The following is a 14,066-nucleotide window of genomic DNA, read 5'->3' as shown; positions in this document are numbered from 1 at the left end:
AACCCGCGGGCCGGAGCGACACGCCCCGCCACCTCCCCCGCCCGCCGGCGCGCGTTGCTGCGCGACCTCAGCCTTGCGCGGGGCCGAAGACCCGGTCAAGCGCCGCCTCGAGGCGGGAGACGGTGCCATCGACATCCTTGAGCTTGTCGAGCCCGAAGAGCCCGATGCGGAAGCTGTGGTAGTCGGGGCCCTCGTCCACCATCAGCGGCACTCCCGCCGCGATCTGGTAGCCTGCTTGCGCGAACTTCGAGCCGTTCTGGACGGCGGGGTCGTCAGTGTAGCACACCACCACACCCGGCGCCTCGAAACCCTCGGCGGCGACCGAGCGCAAGCCACGCGCGGCAAGGGCAGCGCGCACCCGCCGTCCGAGCTCCCACTGCGCCTCGGCAAGACGGTCGAGCCCATAATCCCTCGCCTCCGCCGCATTGTCGCGGAAGGCGGCGAGCGCATCGGTGGGCATGGTGGCGTGATAGGCGTGCCCGCCCGCCTCATAGGCCTCCATGATCGACAGCCACTTGGCCAGATCCATGGCAAAGCTTGTCGAGGGGGTTTCCTTCACGCGGTCGCGCGCGGCCGCGTTCAGCATCACCACCCCCGCCGAAGGTGGCGAGGACCAGCCCTTCTGGGGCGCGGAGAGAAGGACGTCGACCCCGGTCTTCTCCATGTCCACCCAGACGCAGCCCGAGGCGATGCAGTCGAGCACGAAGAGCCCGCCCACGCCATGCACCGCCTCGGCCACCGCCTGCAGGTAGTCTTCGGGCAGGATCATGCCCGAGGACGTCTCGACATGCGGCGCGAACAGAAGATCGGGGCGCTCGGCGCGGATGCGCTCCACCACCTCCTCCACGGGCGGCGGCGCGAAGGGCGCCTGCGGCCCGTTGCCGGTGCGCCGTGCCTTCAGCACGGTCTCCTCGGCCGGGATCGCCCCCATCTCGAAGATCTGGCTCCAGCGGTAGGAGAAGAAGCCGTTGCGGATCACCATCACCTTTCGGCCGGTGGCCAGCTGGCGGGCGACCGATTCCATGCCGTAGGTGCCGCCGCCGGGCACCAGCGCCAGAGCGTCCGCCTTGTAGGTGCCGCGCAGGATTTCCGACAGATCGCGCATCACCTGCTGGAAGCGCTGGCTCATGTGATTGAGTGAACGGTCGGTGAAGACCACCGAGAATTCCATCAGGCCGTCAGGGTCGACGTCGGGGCGAAGTGCGCTCATGCCTCATGCTCCTGCGAAGCGTTCCGCCCTCTGCCTAGCGAGGTTGCGCCCGCTTGGCAAAGCGTATGGGACGAAGCGCGCGATACCGCATGCGGGGCGCCATTGCATCCCGGCAAAATGCCGCTAAACACGAGCGCCGAGATGGGCTGACGCCAGGGACAGTGAAGGAAGGGAGAGCGCGATGCGCGTCTACTACGATCGCGACTGCGATATCAATCTGATCAAGGACATGAAGGTGGCGATCCTGGGCTATGGATCCCAGGGGCATGCGCATGCGCTCAACCTACGGGATTCGGGGGCCAGGAACATCGCCATCGCCCTGCGCGAAGGCTCGCCCTCGGCAGCCAAGGCCGAAGCCGAAGGGCTGACGGTGATGGGCATTGCCGAGGCCGCGGCTTGGTGCGACCTGATCATGTTCACCATGCCCGACGAGCTTCAGGCCGAGACCTACAAGAAGTACGTCCACGACAACCTGCGCGACGGGGCGGCGATCGCCTTTGCACACGGGCTCAACGTGCATTTCGGGCTGATCGAGCCCAAGCCCGGCGTTGATGTCATCATGATGGCGCCCAAGGGCCCGGGCCACACGGTGCGCAGCGAATACGTGCGCGGTGGCGGTGTCCCCTGCCTCGTGGCGGTGCATCAGGACGCGAGCGGAAAGGCGATGGAGATTGCGCTTTCCTACTGCTCGGCCATCGGCGGCGGGCGCGCCGGCATCATCGAGACGAACTTCAAGGAAGAGTGCGAAACCGACCTCTTCGGCGAGCAGGCGGTGCTTTGCGGCGGCCTCGTCGAGCTCATCCGCATGGGCTTCGAGACGCTGGTGGAGGCGGGCTATGCCCCCGAGATGGCCTATTTCGAGTGCCTGCACGAGGTGAAGCTGATCGTGGACCTGATCTACGAAGGCGGCATCGCCAACATGAACTACTCGATCTCCAACACCGCTGAATACGGCGAGTATGTCTCCGGCCCGCGCGTGCTGCCGCGTGAGGAGACCAAGGCGCGCATGAAGGCCATCCTCGAGGACATCCAGACCGGCCGCTTCGTGCGCGACTGGATGACCGAATGCGCCGTGGGCCAGCCGAGCTTCAAGGCCATCCGCCGGCTCAACGACGCCCACCAGATCGAGCAGGTCGGCGAGAAACTGCGCGCGATGATGCCCTGGATCGCCGAGAAGCGCATGGTGGATCGCTCGAAGAACTGAACGAGCTTTCACGAATTGAAACGGGGCGCGTCTTCGGGCGCGTCCCGTTTCGTTTTCCGGGTTGCCAAAGGGGGCGGCATGGTCAAGGATGCAGCCGCTCAGGCAGGCAGGAAGGAGCGCACCCATGGAAGCCACGGGCTTTTCGATCTTCGACATCTTCTGGCTGATCTTCCTGATGTCGGCGCTGCAGCCGATCTTCCAGCGCAAGATGCTGGAGAACATGCGCGCGCGCCAGATCGCGAAGCTCGAGCGCGAGCGCGGCTCGCGGGTGGTGCTTCTGGTGCACCGGCAGGAGACGATGAGTTTCCTGGGCTTTCCCTTGATGCGCTACATCGACATCAATGACTCCGAGGAAATCCTGCGCGTCATCCACGCCACGCCCAAGGACAAGCCGCTCGACATCATCCTGCACACGCCGGGCGGCATGGTGATCGCCGCCACCCAGATCGCCCGCGCGGTGAAGGCACATGAGGGCAAAGTGACGGTCTTCGTGCCGCATTTCGCCATGTCGGGCGGCACGCTGATCGCGCTTGCCGCCGACGAGATCGTGATGAGCCCGCACGCCACGCTCGGACCCATCGACCCGCAGCTGGGGCAGATGCCTGCGGCGTCGCTGCAGGTGGTGCTGCAGAAGAAGGAGCCCAAGGACATCGACGACCAGACCATCGTGATGGCCGATCAGGGCGCCAAGGCCATCGCCCAGGTGCAGGCCACGGCCGAGGCGCTCCTGAAGGACAAGCTCGGAGCGGAGAAGGCGCGCGAGGTGTCGGTGATGCTGAGCGAGGGGCGCTGGACGCACGATTACCCGATCTTCGCCGAGCACGCCCGGGAGATCGGCCTTCCGGTCAGCACCGACATCCCCGAAGCGGTGCTGCAGATGATGACACTCTACCCCCAGCCGACGCAGCGCCAGCCGAGCGTCGAATACATCCCCCACAGCCAGCCGAGCCAAGGCGGGCGGCGCGCGCATTGAGCGCGGCCGCCATTCACGCCCTCAGCTCATCGCGGTCTCGCAGACCGCTTCCACCTCGGCGACGATCTCGGCGACGACCGCCTCCATCAGGTCGGCGTCCTCGCACTCGGCCATCACCCGGATCACCGGCTCGGTGCCCGACCGGCGGATGACGAGCCGGCCCGTCCCGGCCAGCCGCCTCTCACCCTCCTCGATGGCGCGGCGCACGCGCTCGGTGCGCAGGGGCTCCTGACCGCGCGTGTAGCGGACGTTGCGCAGAAGCTGCGGCACCGGCTCGAAATTGCGCGCAAGCTCGGACGCGCGGCGGCCTGTGGCGACCATCTCGGCGAGAAACTGCAACGCCGCGATGAGCCCGTCTCCGGTGGTGGCGTAATCGGTCATCACGATGTGGCCCGACTGCTCGCCGCCGAGGTTCCAGCCGCCCTGGCGCATGCGTTCGACAACATAACGGTCGCCCACCGGCGTGCGCTCGAGGTGGATGCCGAGACCCTTCAGATGCCGCTCGAGCCCGAGGTTCGACATGATCGTGGCCACGAGCGTGTTGCCCGCCAGCCGCGCGTCTGCCGCCCAGCGCGCCGCAAACAGGGCCATGATCTGGTCGCCGTCCGCCACGCCGCCGGTCTCGTCGATGAGGATCACCCGGTCGGCGTCGCCATCGAGGGCGATGCCGAGGTCGGCCCCCTGCTCCACCACGGTGCGCGCGGCAAGCGCGGTGTCGGTGGAGCCGCAGCCGGCGTTGATGTTCTTGCCGTCCGGCGAAACGCCGATCGGCACCACATCGGCCCCAAGCTCCCAGAGCACCTGCGGGGCGACGCGATAGGCCGCGCCGTTGGCGCAGTCGATCACCACCTTCAGCCCGTCGAGCCGGCCGCGGCCGGGAAAGGTTGTCTTGGCATATTCCACGTAGCGGCCCAAACCGTCGTCGATGCGGCGGGCGCGGCCGATGTGCTCGGGGCGGGCGGGAGTCACCTCGCCATGAACAAGCTCCTCGATCGCCGCCTCCGCCTCGTCCGAGAGCTTGAAGCCGTCGGGACCGAAGAACTTGATCCCGTTGTCGTAATGCGGGTTGTGGCTCGCGGAGATCATGATGCCGAAATCGGCGCGCATCGAGCGGGTGAGAAAACCCACCGCCGGCGTCGGCACGGGCCCGAGCAGAAGCACGTTCATCCCCGTCGAGGTCAGCCCGGCCGTCAGCGCGTTCTCGATCATGTAGCCCGAAAGCCGGGTGTCCTTGCCGATCACCACCCGGTGGCCGTTGCGACCGTCACGCCGGAAGTACCGCCCCGCGGCAGCGCCGAGCCGCAGCGCCATGTCCGCCGTCATCGGATAGCTGTTGGCGCGCCCACGCACGCCGTCGGTGCCGAAAAGCCTGTCTGTCATGCAATCCGTCTCTGTCCCTCTGTCGCCCGCCTCAGGCGTCGGGCGTCACCAGCGCCCGATCGAGGCGAAGCGCCTGAATGGTCTCGAGACTATCATGAACCCGCACGATCTGCACACCCTGCCGCACCGCCGAAAGCGCCACGGCGAGCGATCCCGGCAATCTTTCGCCGGTCTCGGGCGCCCGCCCGATCACGCCGATGAAACGCTTGCGCGAGGCGCCGAGCAAGACCGGGCAGCCCAGCGCATGGAAGAGCGAGATGCGGCGCAGGAGCGCGAGGTTGTGCTCGACGGTCTTGCCAAAGCCGATACCGGGGTCGACCATGATGCGCGCGCGCGGGATGCCCAGCGCCTCGGCCGCCGCAATGCGCGCCTCGAGAAAGTCGTAGACGTCGAGGAGCACGTCGTCATAACGCGGGTCGGCCTGCATGGTCTTCGGGTCGCCCTGCGCATGCATCAGGCAGACAGGCACGCCCGCCCGCGCCGCAAGCGGACCAAGCGCCGGATCAAAGCCGAGCGCTGCCACGTCGTTCAGAATCCCGGCACCGGCGGCAAAAGCCGCCTCGGCGACCGCCGCCTTGCGCGTGTCGATGGAGATGGGAGCGGCGATGCGCGGGGCCAGTTCGGAGATCACCGGCACGACGCGGGCAATCTCCTCCGCCGCCGGCACGGTGTCTGCGCCGGGGCGGGTCGACTCCCCTCCAACATCGATGATGTCGGCGCCGCCCTCGGCAAGGCGCAGCCCCTGAGCGACCGCCGCCTCGCGCGCGGCAAAACGCCCGCCATCCGAGAAGCTGTCGGGGGTGACGTTGAGAATGGCCATCACCCGCGGTCGGGAAAGATCAAGCCCGGCAAGGCTCGGCCGCGGCGCGGTGAGCCGTTCGAGCACCTCGGGTGGAGCTGCCTCGAGCGGCACGACCTCGGGCTCGGCGCCACGCGCAATGCGCTCCACGCGATCGAACCAGCACCAGCCTCCGGCAAGGGCGAGCGCGCCGGCGGGGCGCGCCGGGTCGGTCATGGGGATCGGGCGATAATAGACACGCATCGTTTTGCTTTCCTGACGTGATGGCGGCAGGCAGGCTCAGTCGCCCGCCCTCGCGGAGACGTCAAGCCGCGTCGAGGCGCCCGACCAGCCCGGCGGAGGCGGTGCGCCGATCAGCACGAGCTCGCCGACGCCAAGCCGGCCGGCCAGCCACACGGCCAGCGCTGGCGCGGAGACATCCTCCACCCGCTGCGCAGCGTCGCGCACCATCTTTGCCGGTGCCCAGACCGCAAGCCTCCCTTCGCCGATGGCCCAGTCAAGTTCGGTTCGTGCGGCCACGGCGATGAGGCGCGGATCGCGCCCCGCGAGCGCCCATGCCGCCTGATCGAGCGCGAGAAGCGCCACCTGCCGCGCGGCCTCCGGATCGCGCGTTTCGGGCAAGGGCAATGCCGCCGGCGCGACCACGAGAACGGCCGCGCCCTTTCCGGCAACCGCGTCAAGCCAGGAGGACAGCCGCGCATCCTCGGCGGCCGCGGCCGAAAGCAGCACCAGCTGCGGGGCGGGCCGGGGCGGCTCGCTCGGAACCTCCAGCGGCGCGGGCGCCTCGGGCTGGCGCGCGCGCACGATTTCAACGCCCAGCGCGCCGGGCCCTCGGTCGAGTTTCTCGATACGAACGAAAACCCTCAAGGCGCGCGGCTTGAGCAGTATGCGCGCGGCGATCCGTTCGGCCAGGGTCTCCAGCAGGTTCAGCCTCTCGGCGCCGAGTTCCGCCGAAATCGCATCGGTCAGATTGTCGTAGGAGAGGATGCGGTCAACATCGTCGCCGATCGGCGCGTCGGGCGGGGCGACCTCCACAACGACGTTGAAGCGCAGCCGCTGGCGACGGCCACGCTCCGTCTCGAAGGCGCCGATCTCCACCTCACGGATGTGATCACGCAAGCTGAGGCGGTCCCGCGGCTCCGGCGCCGTGGCGGCGGAACGCGCCTCGGGATGGTCGAAGGCTTGCGTGATCTCGTCAGTCATCGGCGCCTCGCTGCAACGGGCGGTTCCTGCGCCGCTGATACCGCAGCGCTCGCCCGCGCGCCATGCCCCCGCGCGACGCCCATTCCCGCCGTTGCGACCGGGCTCAGCGTTGCGCGACCCGTTCGGACATCCGGTAGAAACGATGCTCGCCGATGGTGGCGGTGTGGTCGAAGCGCCGCGCCCAGCGTGGCGAGACCGCCAGCGTGTGGTAATGGGTCGCACCCTTGGTCAGAACCCGGGGCGCCCCCGCGAGCATGACTGCCGCGATCTTGCGCATCCGCTCATAGGCCTCGGCCTCGCTGATGGTCTCCGGCCGTCCGTCGCAGGTGTAGGTGAACTGGCACTGATAGCGTTTGCCCGTGCCCTGATGCACAACACCACAGACGCTGTCGGGGAAATGGTCGCTGTCAACGCGGTTGAGAATGACCTCCGCCACCGCAAACTGACCTTTCACCGTCTCGCCGCGCGCCTCGAAGTAAAGCGCTTCGGCCAGACAGGACAGCTCGTCGCCACCGCGTTTCGGTGCGGGAAGCGCGTCGAGCCACTCCACGTCATAACGGATCTGGCCAACCTCAACCCGGCCGGCGCGCGGCTTCGGCGTGCCGGCAAGGCGCTCCATCCGGCCCTCGCCGAGGCGACCCAGTCCCTTGCGCTCGATCTCCATGAGACTGGTCATGTGCTCGCCGACAAGAAGACGCGGCGCGTTCGACTGGCTCATCGACACGTCCGCCAAGGCGGGAGCGACGGCGGCAACGCCGGCGCCCGCCAGCGCCACGAGCGCGGCCCAAAGCAGCTTTCGGGTCAGCATTTGCCCCTCCAGGGTTTTCTTCTTTGGCAGCAGCCCTGACCGGGGGGTGTTAACCCCAAACCGTCCCATGAGTCCAGCTTGTGATCGAATCGCGGCAGGCACGCCGCCGGATTCCGCCGGTTCCGCCTGCTCACGCACCGGGCGGTGCGCCGTGCGCCACCAAGCGTCGCTCCCGTCCGGTCTTCACCCCGCGGCGCCGGCTCCCGGGCCGCGCCGCGGGTCGCGCAGCGCAAGGTGCGCGGCCGCAAGCCGAGCCACCGGCACGCGGTAGGGCGAGCACGACACATAATCATAGCCCGCATCCCGGCAGAAGGCGATCGACTCCGGGTTGCCGCCATGCTCGCCGCAGATCGCCAGCGTCAGATCCGGCCTTGCCGCGCGCCCGCGCGCCGCGCCGATTGACAGAAGCTCCCCAACGCCTTCGGTGTCGAGCACGTGGAAGGGATCCTCCGGGAAGACGCCGAGCTTGACATAGGCCGACATGAACCTCCCGGCATCGTCGCGGCTGAGGCCGTAGGTCATCTGCGTGAGGTCATTGGTGCCGAAGCTGAGAAACGCCGCGTGATGGGCGATCTCGTCCGCCCTGAGGGCCGCGCGCGGGGTCTCGACCATCACGCCGAGGCGGTAGGTGAAGTCCTGCCCGCGCTCGTTGCGCACGGCGGCGGCAACCGCGTCGATGCGGGTCTTGACGAGCTCCACCTCGCGCCGCGCCGAGACCAGCGGGATCATGATTTCCGGCACCACATGGGCGCCCTCCGCCTTGGCCTCCACCGTGGCCTCGAAGATCGCGCGGGCCTGCATGTCGTAGATTTCGGGCACGGTGATGCCGAGCCTCACGCCGCGCATCCCCAGCATGGGGTTGAACTCGCTCAGCGCCTCGACACGCCGGGTGACTTCGGCGATCGGCATGTCGAGCGACTCGGCGAGCTCCCTCAGCCCCTCCCGGTCATGGGGCAGGAACTCGTGAAGCGGCGGATCGAACAGGCGGATGCAGACGGGCAGCCCTTCCATGATGCGGAAGAGCTTGAGAAAATCCTCCCGCTGCATGGGCAGGAGCATCTCCAGCACCGCCGCCCGGTCTTCCGGGGTCTCGGCAAAGATCATTTCGCGCATCACGCCGAGCCGGTCCTCCTCGAAGAACATGTGCTCGGTGCGGCAGAGCCCGATGCCGCGGGCGCCGAAATTGCGCGCGCGCTCGGCGTCGGCAGGCGTGTCGGCATTGGCGCGGATGTCGATGTCCGAGGCCGCCTCGGCCCAGTCCATGAGCTTGCGGAAGGCGCCGTCAAGCGCGGGCTCGAGAAGCGGCGCCGCGCCCGCGAGCACCTCGCCGGCGGTGCCATCGAGGGTGATCACCTCGCCTTCGCGCAACACACGGCCATCGGCACAGCGAATCAGACGCTCGCGCTGGTCGATCTCGATGTCGGCACCGACAACGCAGGGCACGCCAAGCCCGCGGGCGATCACCGCGGCGTGGCTGGTCATGCCCCCGCGCTCGGTCAGCACGCCGGCGGCGGCGTGCATCCCGCGCACATCCTCGGGCGTGGTCTCGCGCCGCACCAGAATCGCCTTCTCGTCGCGCGCCGCCGCCGCCTGAGCCGCGGTCGATGAAAACACCAGCCGCCCCACCGCCGCGCCGGGGCTTGCCGCAACGCCGCGGGCCAGCACATCGCGCTTGCCCCGCGGGTCCACCTGCGGGTGGAGAAGATCGGTCAGTGCTCGCGGCGGGATGCGCAGCAGGGCGTCGGCGCGGGAGATGATCCCATCTTCGGCAAGGTCGACGGCGATGCGCACCGCCGCACGCGAGCTGCGCGCCACCCGCACCGCGTCAAGCACATGGAGACGGCCGGCCGAGAGAGTGAACTCGATCTGCATCTCCTCGCGCAGGCGTTCGCGGCAGATGCGCCCGTATTCAACAAGCTCAGCGAAGCATTTCGGGCAAAGCTCCTCGAGCGACGGCCCGCGGGGGTCGCGCGTGAGGTAGATCGCACCCTTGGCGCCCGGCAAGAGCGCCTCCCGCCCCTGCGCCTGCGAGAGATACCTGCCCGTGATCTGGGGTTCGCCGGTCGCGGAGTTGACGAACTGGATCACACCCGCGCCCGACTCGGGCGGCCCGAGACCGAGCGCCATCTCCTGCACGACGAGCCCGAGCCCCGCATCTGGCGGCGCGCCGCGCGCCTGGCGCAAGAGCCGCGCCGTAGGCCCCTCCCATGCACGGGCCATGGAGCGGAGCACCTCGCCCAGCTGCACCTCGACGGACTGCGGGAAAGGCTCGTCGGTTTCCTCCTCATAGACGACGAGCGCGCGCTCGATGGCGCCCTGGTCAGGCTGCTCGGGGATGTCGAACAGCTCGGCATCGAGCCGCGCGACATGAACCGCATAGGCGTGTATGAACCGCAGATAGAGCGCATTGGCCGCGGCCTCGCCGATCTCGCCGGCGAGCCGGTCCCGCATCTCGCCGCTCATGCCGATGTTGAGAATCGCGCCCGGCCCGCCCCAGTCGGGGTCAGCCGAACTTGCCCGCACCGACAGAAGCGGCGCTTCGCCGAAGGCCGCGATGAGCGGCGCAAAATCGACGTAGTGACCAGCCGCGATCTCATGCACGGCGTCGAAGGAGAGCGCCACCGTGCGCGGCACCGGCAGGCCAAGGCGGATCAACCGCTGCAGGCACTTCGCCCGCCCGCCATGCGTGGCGGCGGCGATGGGGGCGGTCTCGGTGATGACCGTGAACGGCTCGCCCCTTTCCGCCAGCGCTCCCCTGGCTGCTATCGGCTGATGTTTCTGCACTGCGGCGCCCTTGCTGTGTTGCAGCATGATAACGCCGGACAGCCTTTGCGCAAGGGCTGCGGTCAATTCACCTGACCGGAACGCGCCGAGGTTCCCGTTTCAGCCCTCGATGCGGCGCAGGTCGGCCACCGAGAGGCAGAGCGTGCGGATGCGCGAGAGCAGGTTGAGCCTGTTGCGGCGGACGATCTCGTTGTCGGTGTTGACTTGCACCGCCTCGAAGAAGGCATCGATCGGCCCGCGCAGCGCCGCCATGGCCTGCATCGCTGCCTCGAAATCCTCCCGCTCCATGGCGGGGGCGATCTTCTCCTCCGCTTCATCGAGCGCCGAGAACAGCGCCTTTTCAGCGGGATGCTCGGCGAACTTCGGATCGGCACCGAAGCTGTATTCGACCCCGTCGCGCTCCTCGGCCTGGGTGAGGATGTTGTTGGCCCGCCGGAAGCCCTGCAGCAGGTTCTCGCCGTCCTCGGTGGCCAGCATGTCGGCAAGCGCCTGCGCCCGCTTCACGACAAGGGTCAGGTCGTCGTTGCCCGGCATGGCAAGGCAGGCGTCGATAATGTCGTGGCGGATGCCCTGCTCGCGCAGATGCACCTTGAGCCGGTCGTGGAAGAAGGCGAGGAGGTCGCCGGCATCGGCGCCGGGATAGCCATGCGCAAACAGCTCCTGAAGCCGAAGCCTCAGCCCGTTCTCCAGCACGATGCGAATGACGCCCAGCGCGGCGCGGCGCAGCGCGAAGGGGTCTTTCGAGCCCGTGGGCTTCTCGCCGATCGCCCAGAAGCCGGTGAGCGTGTCGATCTTGTCGGCAAGCGCCACGGCAATCGACACCGGCGCGCTCGGCACATCGTCCGAGGCGCCCAAGGGCTTGTAGTGCTCCTCGCAGGCCTCCGGCACGCCGTCATCATGGCCTGCACTTTTCGCGTAATAGCGGCCCATGATTCCCTGCAATTCGGGGAATTCATAGACCATTTCCGACACCAGATCGGCCTTGCAGATTTCCGCAGCCTCATCGGCGAGGTCGGGCTTGGCGCCGACCACTGGCGCGATCTCGCGCGCCAGCCGGCGGATGCGCTGGACCCGGTCCCACTGGCTGCCGAGCCTGGCGTGGAAGGTCACCGCCTTCAGCCCCTCGGCCATGCCGACCATGCCCTCCTCGCGCACACGCCTCAGGTCGTTTTCCCAGAAGAAGCGCGCATCAGACAGCCGGGCGGCGAGCACCTTGGCGTTTCCGGCAAGGATCGTGGCGCCCCCGTCGGCGGCCTCGATGTTGGCCACGGTCACGAAGCGCTCGATGCGGCCGGTCTTCGGGTTCCGCACCGAGAAAAATTTCTGATGCTCGCGCATTGAGGTTTGCAGCACTTCCGGGGGAAGGCCGAGGAATTCTTCGCCGATCGCGCCCATCAGCACCACGGGCCATTCCACAAGCCCGGCGACTTCGGCCAGAAGCCCCTTGTCATGCACGAGCTCAAGCCCTTGCGCAAAGGCCGCGCTCTCGGCTTCCTGCAGGATGATGTCGGCGCGCTCCACGGGGTCGAGAATGACCTTCGCGCGCTTGAGCTTCGCCACGTAGTCATCGAAGGACGTGACGGAAAAAGGCTCCGGTGCCATGAAGCGGTGACCGCGGGTGCTGTCGCCCGCGCGGATGCCCTCGATCTCGAAGGGGACCACCTGCGCACCGGCCTCGTCGTGCAGGATGGCAAGGATCGCGTGCAAAGGCCTCACCCAGCGCAGACTGCCCGAACCCCAGCGCATCGATTTCGGCCACGGGAAGCTGCGGATGACCTCGCCCAGCACCTCGGCCACGATCTCTGCGGCAGGACGGCCGGGCCGCTCGATCACCGCGAACCAGACCTTGTTGCCCTTCTTGTCCTCCCGCGCCTCTAGCTGGTCACGGGTGAGCCCGGTGGAACGCAGGAACCCCTCCAGCGCCTGCTCGGGCGCGTCCACGCGCGGGCCCTTGCGCTCCTCGCGGCGGGCGGGGCTTTCCTTGGGCAGCCCTTCGACGGCGAGCGCGAGCCGGCGGGGCGTGGCAAAGGCGCGCGCACCACGGCACACGAGCCCGGCCTCCCGCAGCCCGGAAACCATGAGCCGCTCGAGGTCGCCGGCCGCGCGGGCCTGCATGCGGGCGGGAATTTCCTCGGAGAAAAGCTCGATCAGAAGGTCGGGCATGGGCGCGTCCCTAATCCTTGTATTTCTCGTTCAGCTGCTGCCAGGCAAAGGCGCGGCCGTCCTCCATCACCGCGATCACCCGGTCCACCCCGTCGTGAATCTCGGGCGCAGAGAGAAAGGCGCGCGCGCGGCCTGCCTTGAGCGCCTCACCGATCTCACGCGCATCGAAACAGTCGAACCAGCCCGGCGCGTTGAGTGGCTCGGGCTTCGGATATGGTTCGAATGCCGCGGAAAGCGCCTCCGGCGCAATGTCGGCCCGGGCACAAGCGCGAAAGCGGATCGGCGACGAATCGGCGTCGATCGCGGCAATGACGGTGCCCGGGAAGGGCTCTGGCACGCCTGTTTCGCGGGAGATCAGCGTGAGCTCGACACTGGCCGGGTCGAGCTCCTCGTAGAAGGCATAGAGCTGCAGCCAGTACATGAGCGCGCCGGCGACCAGCGCCGGACCCACGAGAAGCATGGCAAGGATCCTGCCATTCACGGGCGCGCTCTCCGGCCGTTCACGCGGCTTCGGGCGCAGAAGGCGCGCCCCCCGCCGCCGCGCCCGCCGCCTCGGTGGTCACGAAGGCATCGGCACAGGCCTTCGCCAGCGCCCGCACCCGCCCGATATAGGCCTGACGCTCGGTCACCGAGATCACCCCGCGGGCATCGAGCAGGTTGAAGATGTGGCTGGCCTTGATGCACTGGTCATAGGCCGGGTGCGCCATGACGATGCGCTTGCCCGTGCGCGGGTCGATCTCGGGCTCGGCAAGGATGCGCCGGCACTCGGCCTCGGCGTCCTCGAAGTGGCGCAGGAGCATTTCGGTGTCGGCCACATCGAAGTTGTAGCGCGAATATTCCTCCTCGGCCTGGCGGAACACATCGCCGTAGGTCAGCGCGATCGGCGCCTCGGGGTCGTTGAAGGGCATCGCCATCACATGATCGATGCCGAGCACATACATCGCCAGCCGCTCGAGCCCGTAGGTGAGCTCGCCCGAGACCGGATGGCAGTCATGGCCGCCCACCTGCTGGAAATAGGTGAACTGGCTCACCTCCATCCCGTCGCACCAGACCTCCCAGCCAAGCCCCCATGCGCCGAGGGTCGGGCTTTCCCAGTCGTCCTCGACGAAGCGGATGTCGTGCAGCCGCGCATCGATGCCGATGGCCGCGAGCGAGCCCAGGTACAGCTCCTGCAGATCGGGCGGCGAGGGTTTTATGATGACCTGATACTGGTAGTAGTGCTGCAAGCGGTTGGGGTTCTCGCCGTAGCGGCCGTCGGTGGGCCGGCGCGAGGGCTGCACATAGGCCGCCGCCCAAGGCTTGCGGCCGAGCGCGCGCAGGGTGGTCGCGGGGTGGAACGTGCCTGCCCCGACCTCCATGTCATACGGCTGCAGGATCGCGCAGCCCTGCCGACCCCAGTAATCCTGCAGGCGCAGGATCACTTCCTGAAAACTCGCAGGCTTCGACGCCACCTCTGCCATCTCGACCCTCCGGGAAAAGCGCGTTCTCCATAGGCAAGCCACGGGCGGGGGTCAATCGCGCGAAGCGGTGCGAGCGGACCGC

The 14,066-nt window shown here is 68.3% G+C and carries 11 protein-coding genes; 2 read left to right on the top strand and 9 right to left on the bottom strand.

Translation table 11 applies throughout. The annotated features are described in order from the left end of the window. Positions 1 to 67 precede the first annotated feature (67 nt). The gene (locus BLQ14_RS08295; protein ID WP_092500048.1) at positions 68 to 1,210 is read right to left on the bottom strand and encodes an aminotransferase class V-fold PLP-dependent enzyme; all 1,143 of its coding nucleotides are present in this window, start codon (positions 1,208 to 1,210) and stop codon (positions 68 to 70) included. 181 nt (positions 1,211 to 1,391) lie between these two features. Here BLQ14_RS08295 and ilvC point away from each other — a divergent pair, with 181 nt between their 5' ends. Next, a complete protein-coding gene (ilvC, locus tag BLQ14_RS08290; protein ID WP_092500046.1) occupies positions 1,392 to 2,414 on the top strand; it encodes a ketol-acid reductoisomerase in 1,023 nt (340 codons plus the stop codon). Positions 2,415 to 2,538: 124 nt separating this feature from the next. After that, positions 2,539 to 3,387 carry an SDH family Clp fold serine proteinase gene (locus tag BLQ14_RS08285; RefSeq protein ID WP_092500044.1) on the top strand — a complete coding sequence of 283 codons (849 nt, stop codon included), beginning with the start codon at positions 2,539 to 2,541 and terminating at the stop codon, positions 3,385 to 3,387. Between the two features lie 21 nt (positions 3,388 to 3,408). Here BLQ14_RS08285 and glmM read toward each other — a convergent pair whose 3' ends face one another. From glmM to BLQ14_RS08245, 8 genes are all read right to left on the bottom strand, one after another. After that, a complete protein-coding gene (gene glmM / locus BLQ14_RS08280; protein WP_092500042.1) occupies positions 3,409 to 4,767 on the bottom strand; it encodes a phosphoglucosamine mutase in 1,359 nt (452 codons plus the stop codon). A gap of 31 nt (positions 4,768 to 4,798) precedes the next feature. Then, a complete protein-coding gene (folP, locus tag BLQ14_RS08275) occupies positions 4,799 to 5,809 on the bottom strand; it encodes a dihydropteroate synthase (RefSeq protein ID WP_092500040.1) in 1,011 nt (336 codons plus the stop codon). 36 nt (positions 5,810 to 5,845) lie between these two features. Continuing rightward, positions 5,846 to 6,769, bottom strand: a complete 924-nt coding sequence (locus BLQ14_RS08270) for a dihydroneopterin aldolase (protein WP_092500038.1) — start codon at positions 6,767 to 6,769, stop codon at positions 5,846 to 5,848. A gap of 103 nt (positions 6,770 to 6,872) precedes the next feature. Further along, on the bottom strand, positions 6,873 to 7,577 hold the full coding sequence (locus tag BLQ14_RS08265; RefSeq protein WP_170068359.1) for a cell wall hydrolase: 705 nt from the start codon (positions 7,575 to 7,577) through the stop codon (positions 6,873 to 6,875). A 183-nt stretch (positions 7,578 to 7,760) separates the two neighbouring features. Beyond that, on the bottom strand, positions 7,761 to 10,361 hold the full coding sequence (locus BLQ14_RS08260; protein WP_425412090.1) for a putative PEP-binding protein: 2,601 nt from the start codon (positions 10,359 to 10,361) through the stop codon (positions 7,761 to 7,763). Positions 10,362 to 10,460: 99 nt separating this feature from the next. Further along, complete coding sequence (gene glyS / locus BLQ14_RS08255; RefSeq protein ID WP_092500034.1) at positions 10,461 to 12,524, bottom strand: glycine--tRNA ligase subunit beta; 2,064 nt, start codon at positions 12,522 to 12,524, stop codon at positions 10,461 to 10,463. A 10-nt stretch (positions 12,525 to 12,534) separates the two neighbouring features. Next, complete coding sequence (locus BLQ14_RS08250) at positions 12,535 to 13,005, bottom strand: DUF6446 family protein (protein ID WP_092500032.1); 471 nt, start codon at positions 13,003 to 13,005, stop codon at positions 12,535 to 12,537. 19 nt (positions 13,006 to 13,024) lie between these two features. Next, positions 13,025 to 13,984, bottom strand: coding sequence for a glycine--tRNA ligase subunit alpha (locus BLQ14_RS08245; RefSeq protein ID WP_176759534.1), 960 nt, complete (start codon positions 13,982 to 13,984; stop codon positions 13,025 to 13,027). Positions 13,985 to 14,066: the final 82 nt, after the last annotated feature.

This window comes from Meinhardsimonia xiamenensis, assembly GCF_900102905.1.
In the GTDB taxonomy this organism is placed as follows: domain Bacteria; phylum Pseudomonadota; class Alphaproteobacteria; order Rhodobacterales; family Rhodobacteraceae; genus Meinhardsimonia; species Meinhardsimonia xiamenensis.
This window is presented reverse-complemented; position numbering and strand designations above follow the sequence as displayed.

Coding starts and splice junctions, on each gene's coding strand:
- BLQ14_RS08295 (WP_092500048.1), bottom strand. CDS start 1,210: ATGAGCGCACTTCGCCCCGACGTCGACCCTGACGGCCTGATGGAATTC.
- glmM (WP_092500042.1), bottom strand. CDS start 4,767: ATGACAGACAGGCTTTTCGGCACCGACGGCGTGCGTGGGCGCGCCAAC.
- ilvC (WP_092500046.1), top strand. CDS start 1,392: ATGCGCGTCTACTACGATCGCGACTGCGATATCAATCTGATCAAGGAC.
- BLQ14_RS08285 (WP_092500044.1), top strand. CDS start 2,539: ATGGAAGCCACGGGCTTTTCGATCTTCGACATCTTCTGGCTGATCTTC.
- BLQ14_RS08245 (WP_176759534.1), bottom strand. CDS start 13,984: ATGGCAGAGGTGGCGTCGAAGCCTGCGAGTTTTCAGGAAGTGATCCTG.
- folP (WP_092500040.1), bottom strand. CDS start 5,809: ATGCGTGTCTATTATCGCCCGATCCCCATGACCGACCCGGCGCGCCCC.
- glyS (WP_092500034.1), bottom strand. CDS start 12,524: ATGCCCGACCTTCTGATCGAGCTTTTCTCCGAGGAAATTCCCGCCCGC.
- BLQ14_RS08265 (WP_170068359.1), bottom strand. CDS start 7,577: ATGCTGACCCGAAAGCTGCTTTGGGCCGCGCTCGTGGCGCTGGCGGGC.
- BLQ14_RS08270 (WP_092500038.1), bottom strand. CDS start 6,769: ATGACTGACGAGATCACGCAAGCCTTCGACCATCCCGAGGCGCGTTCC.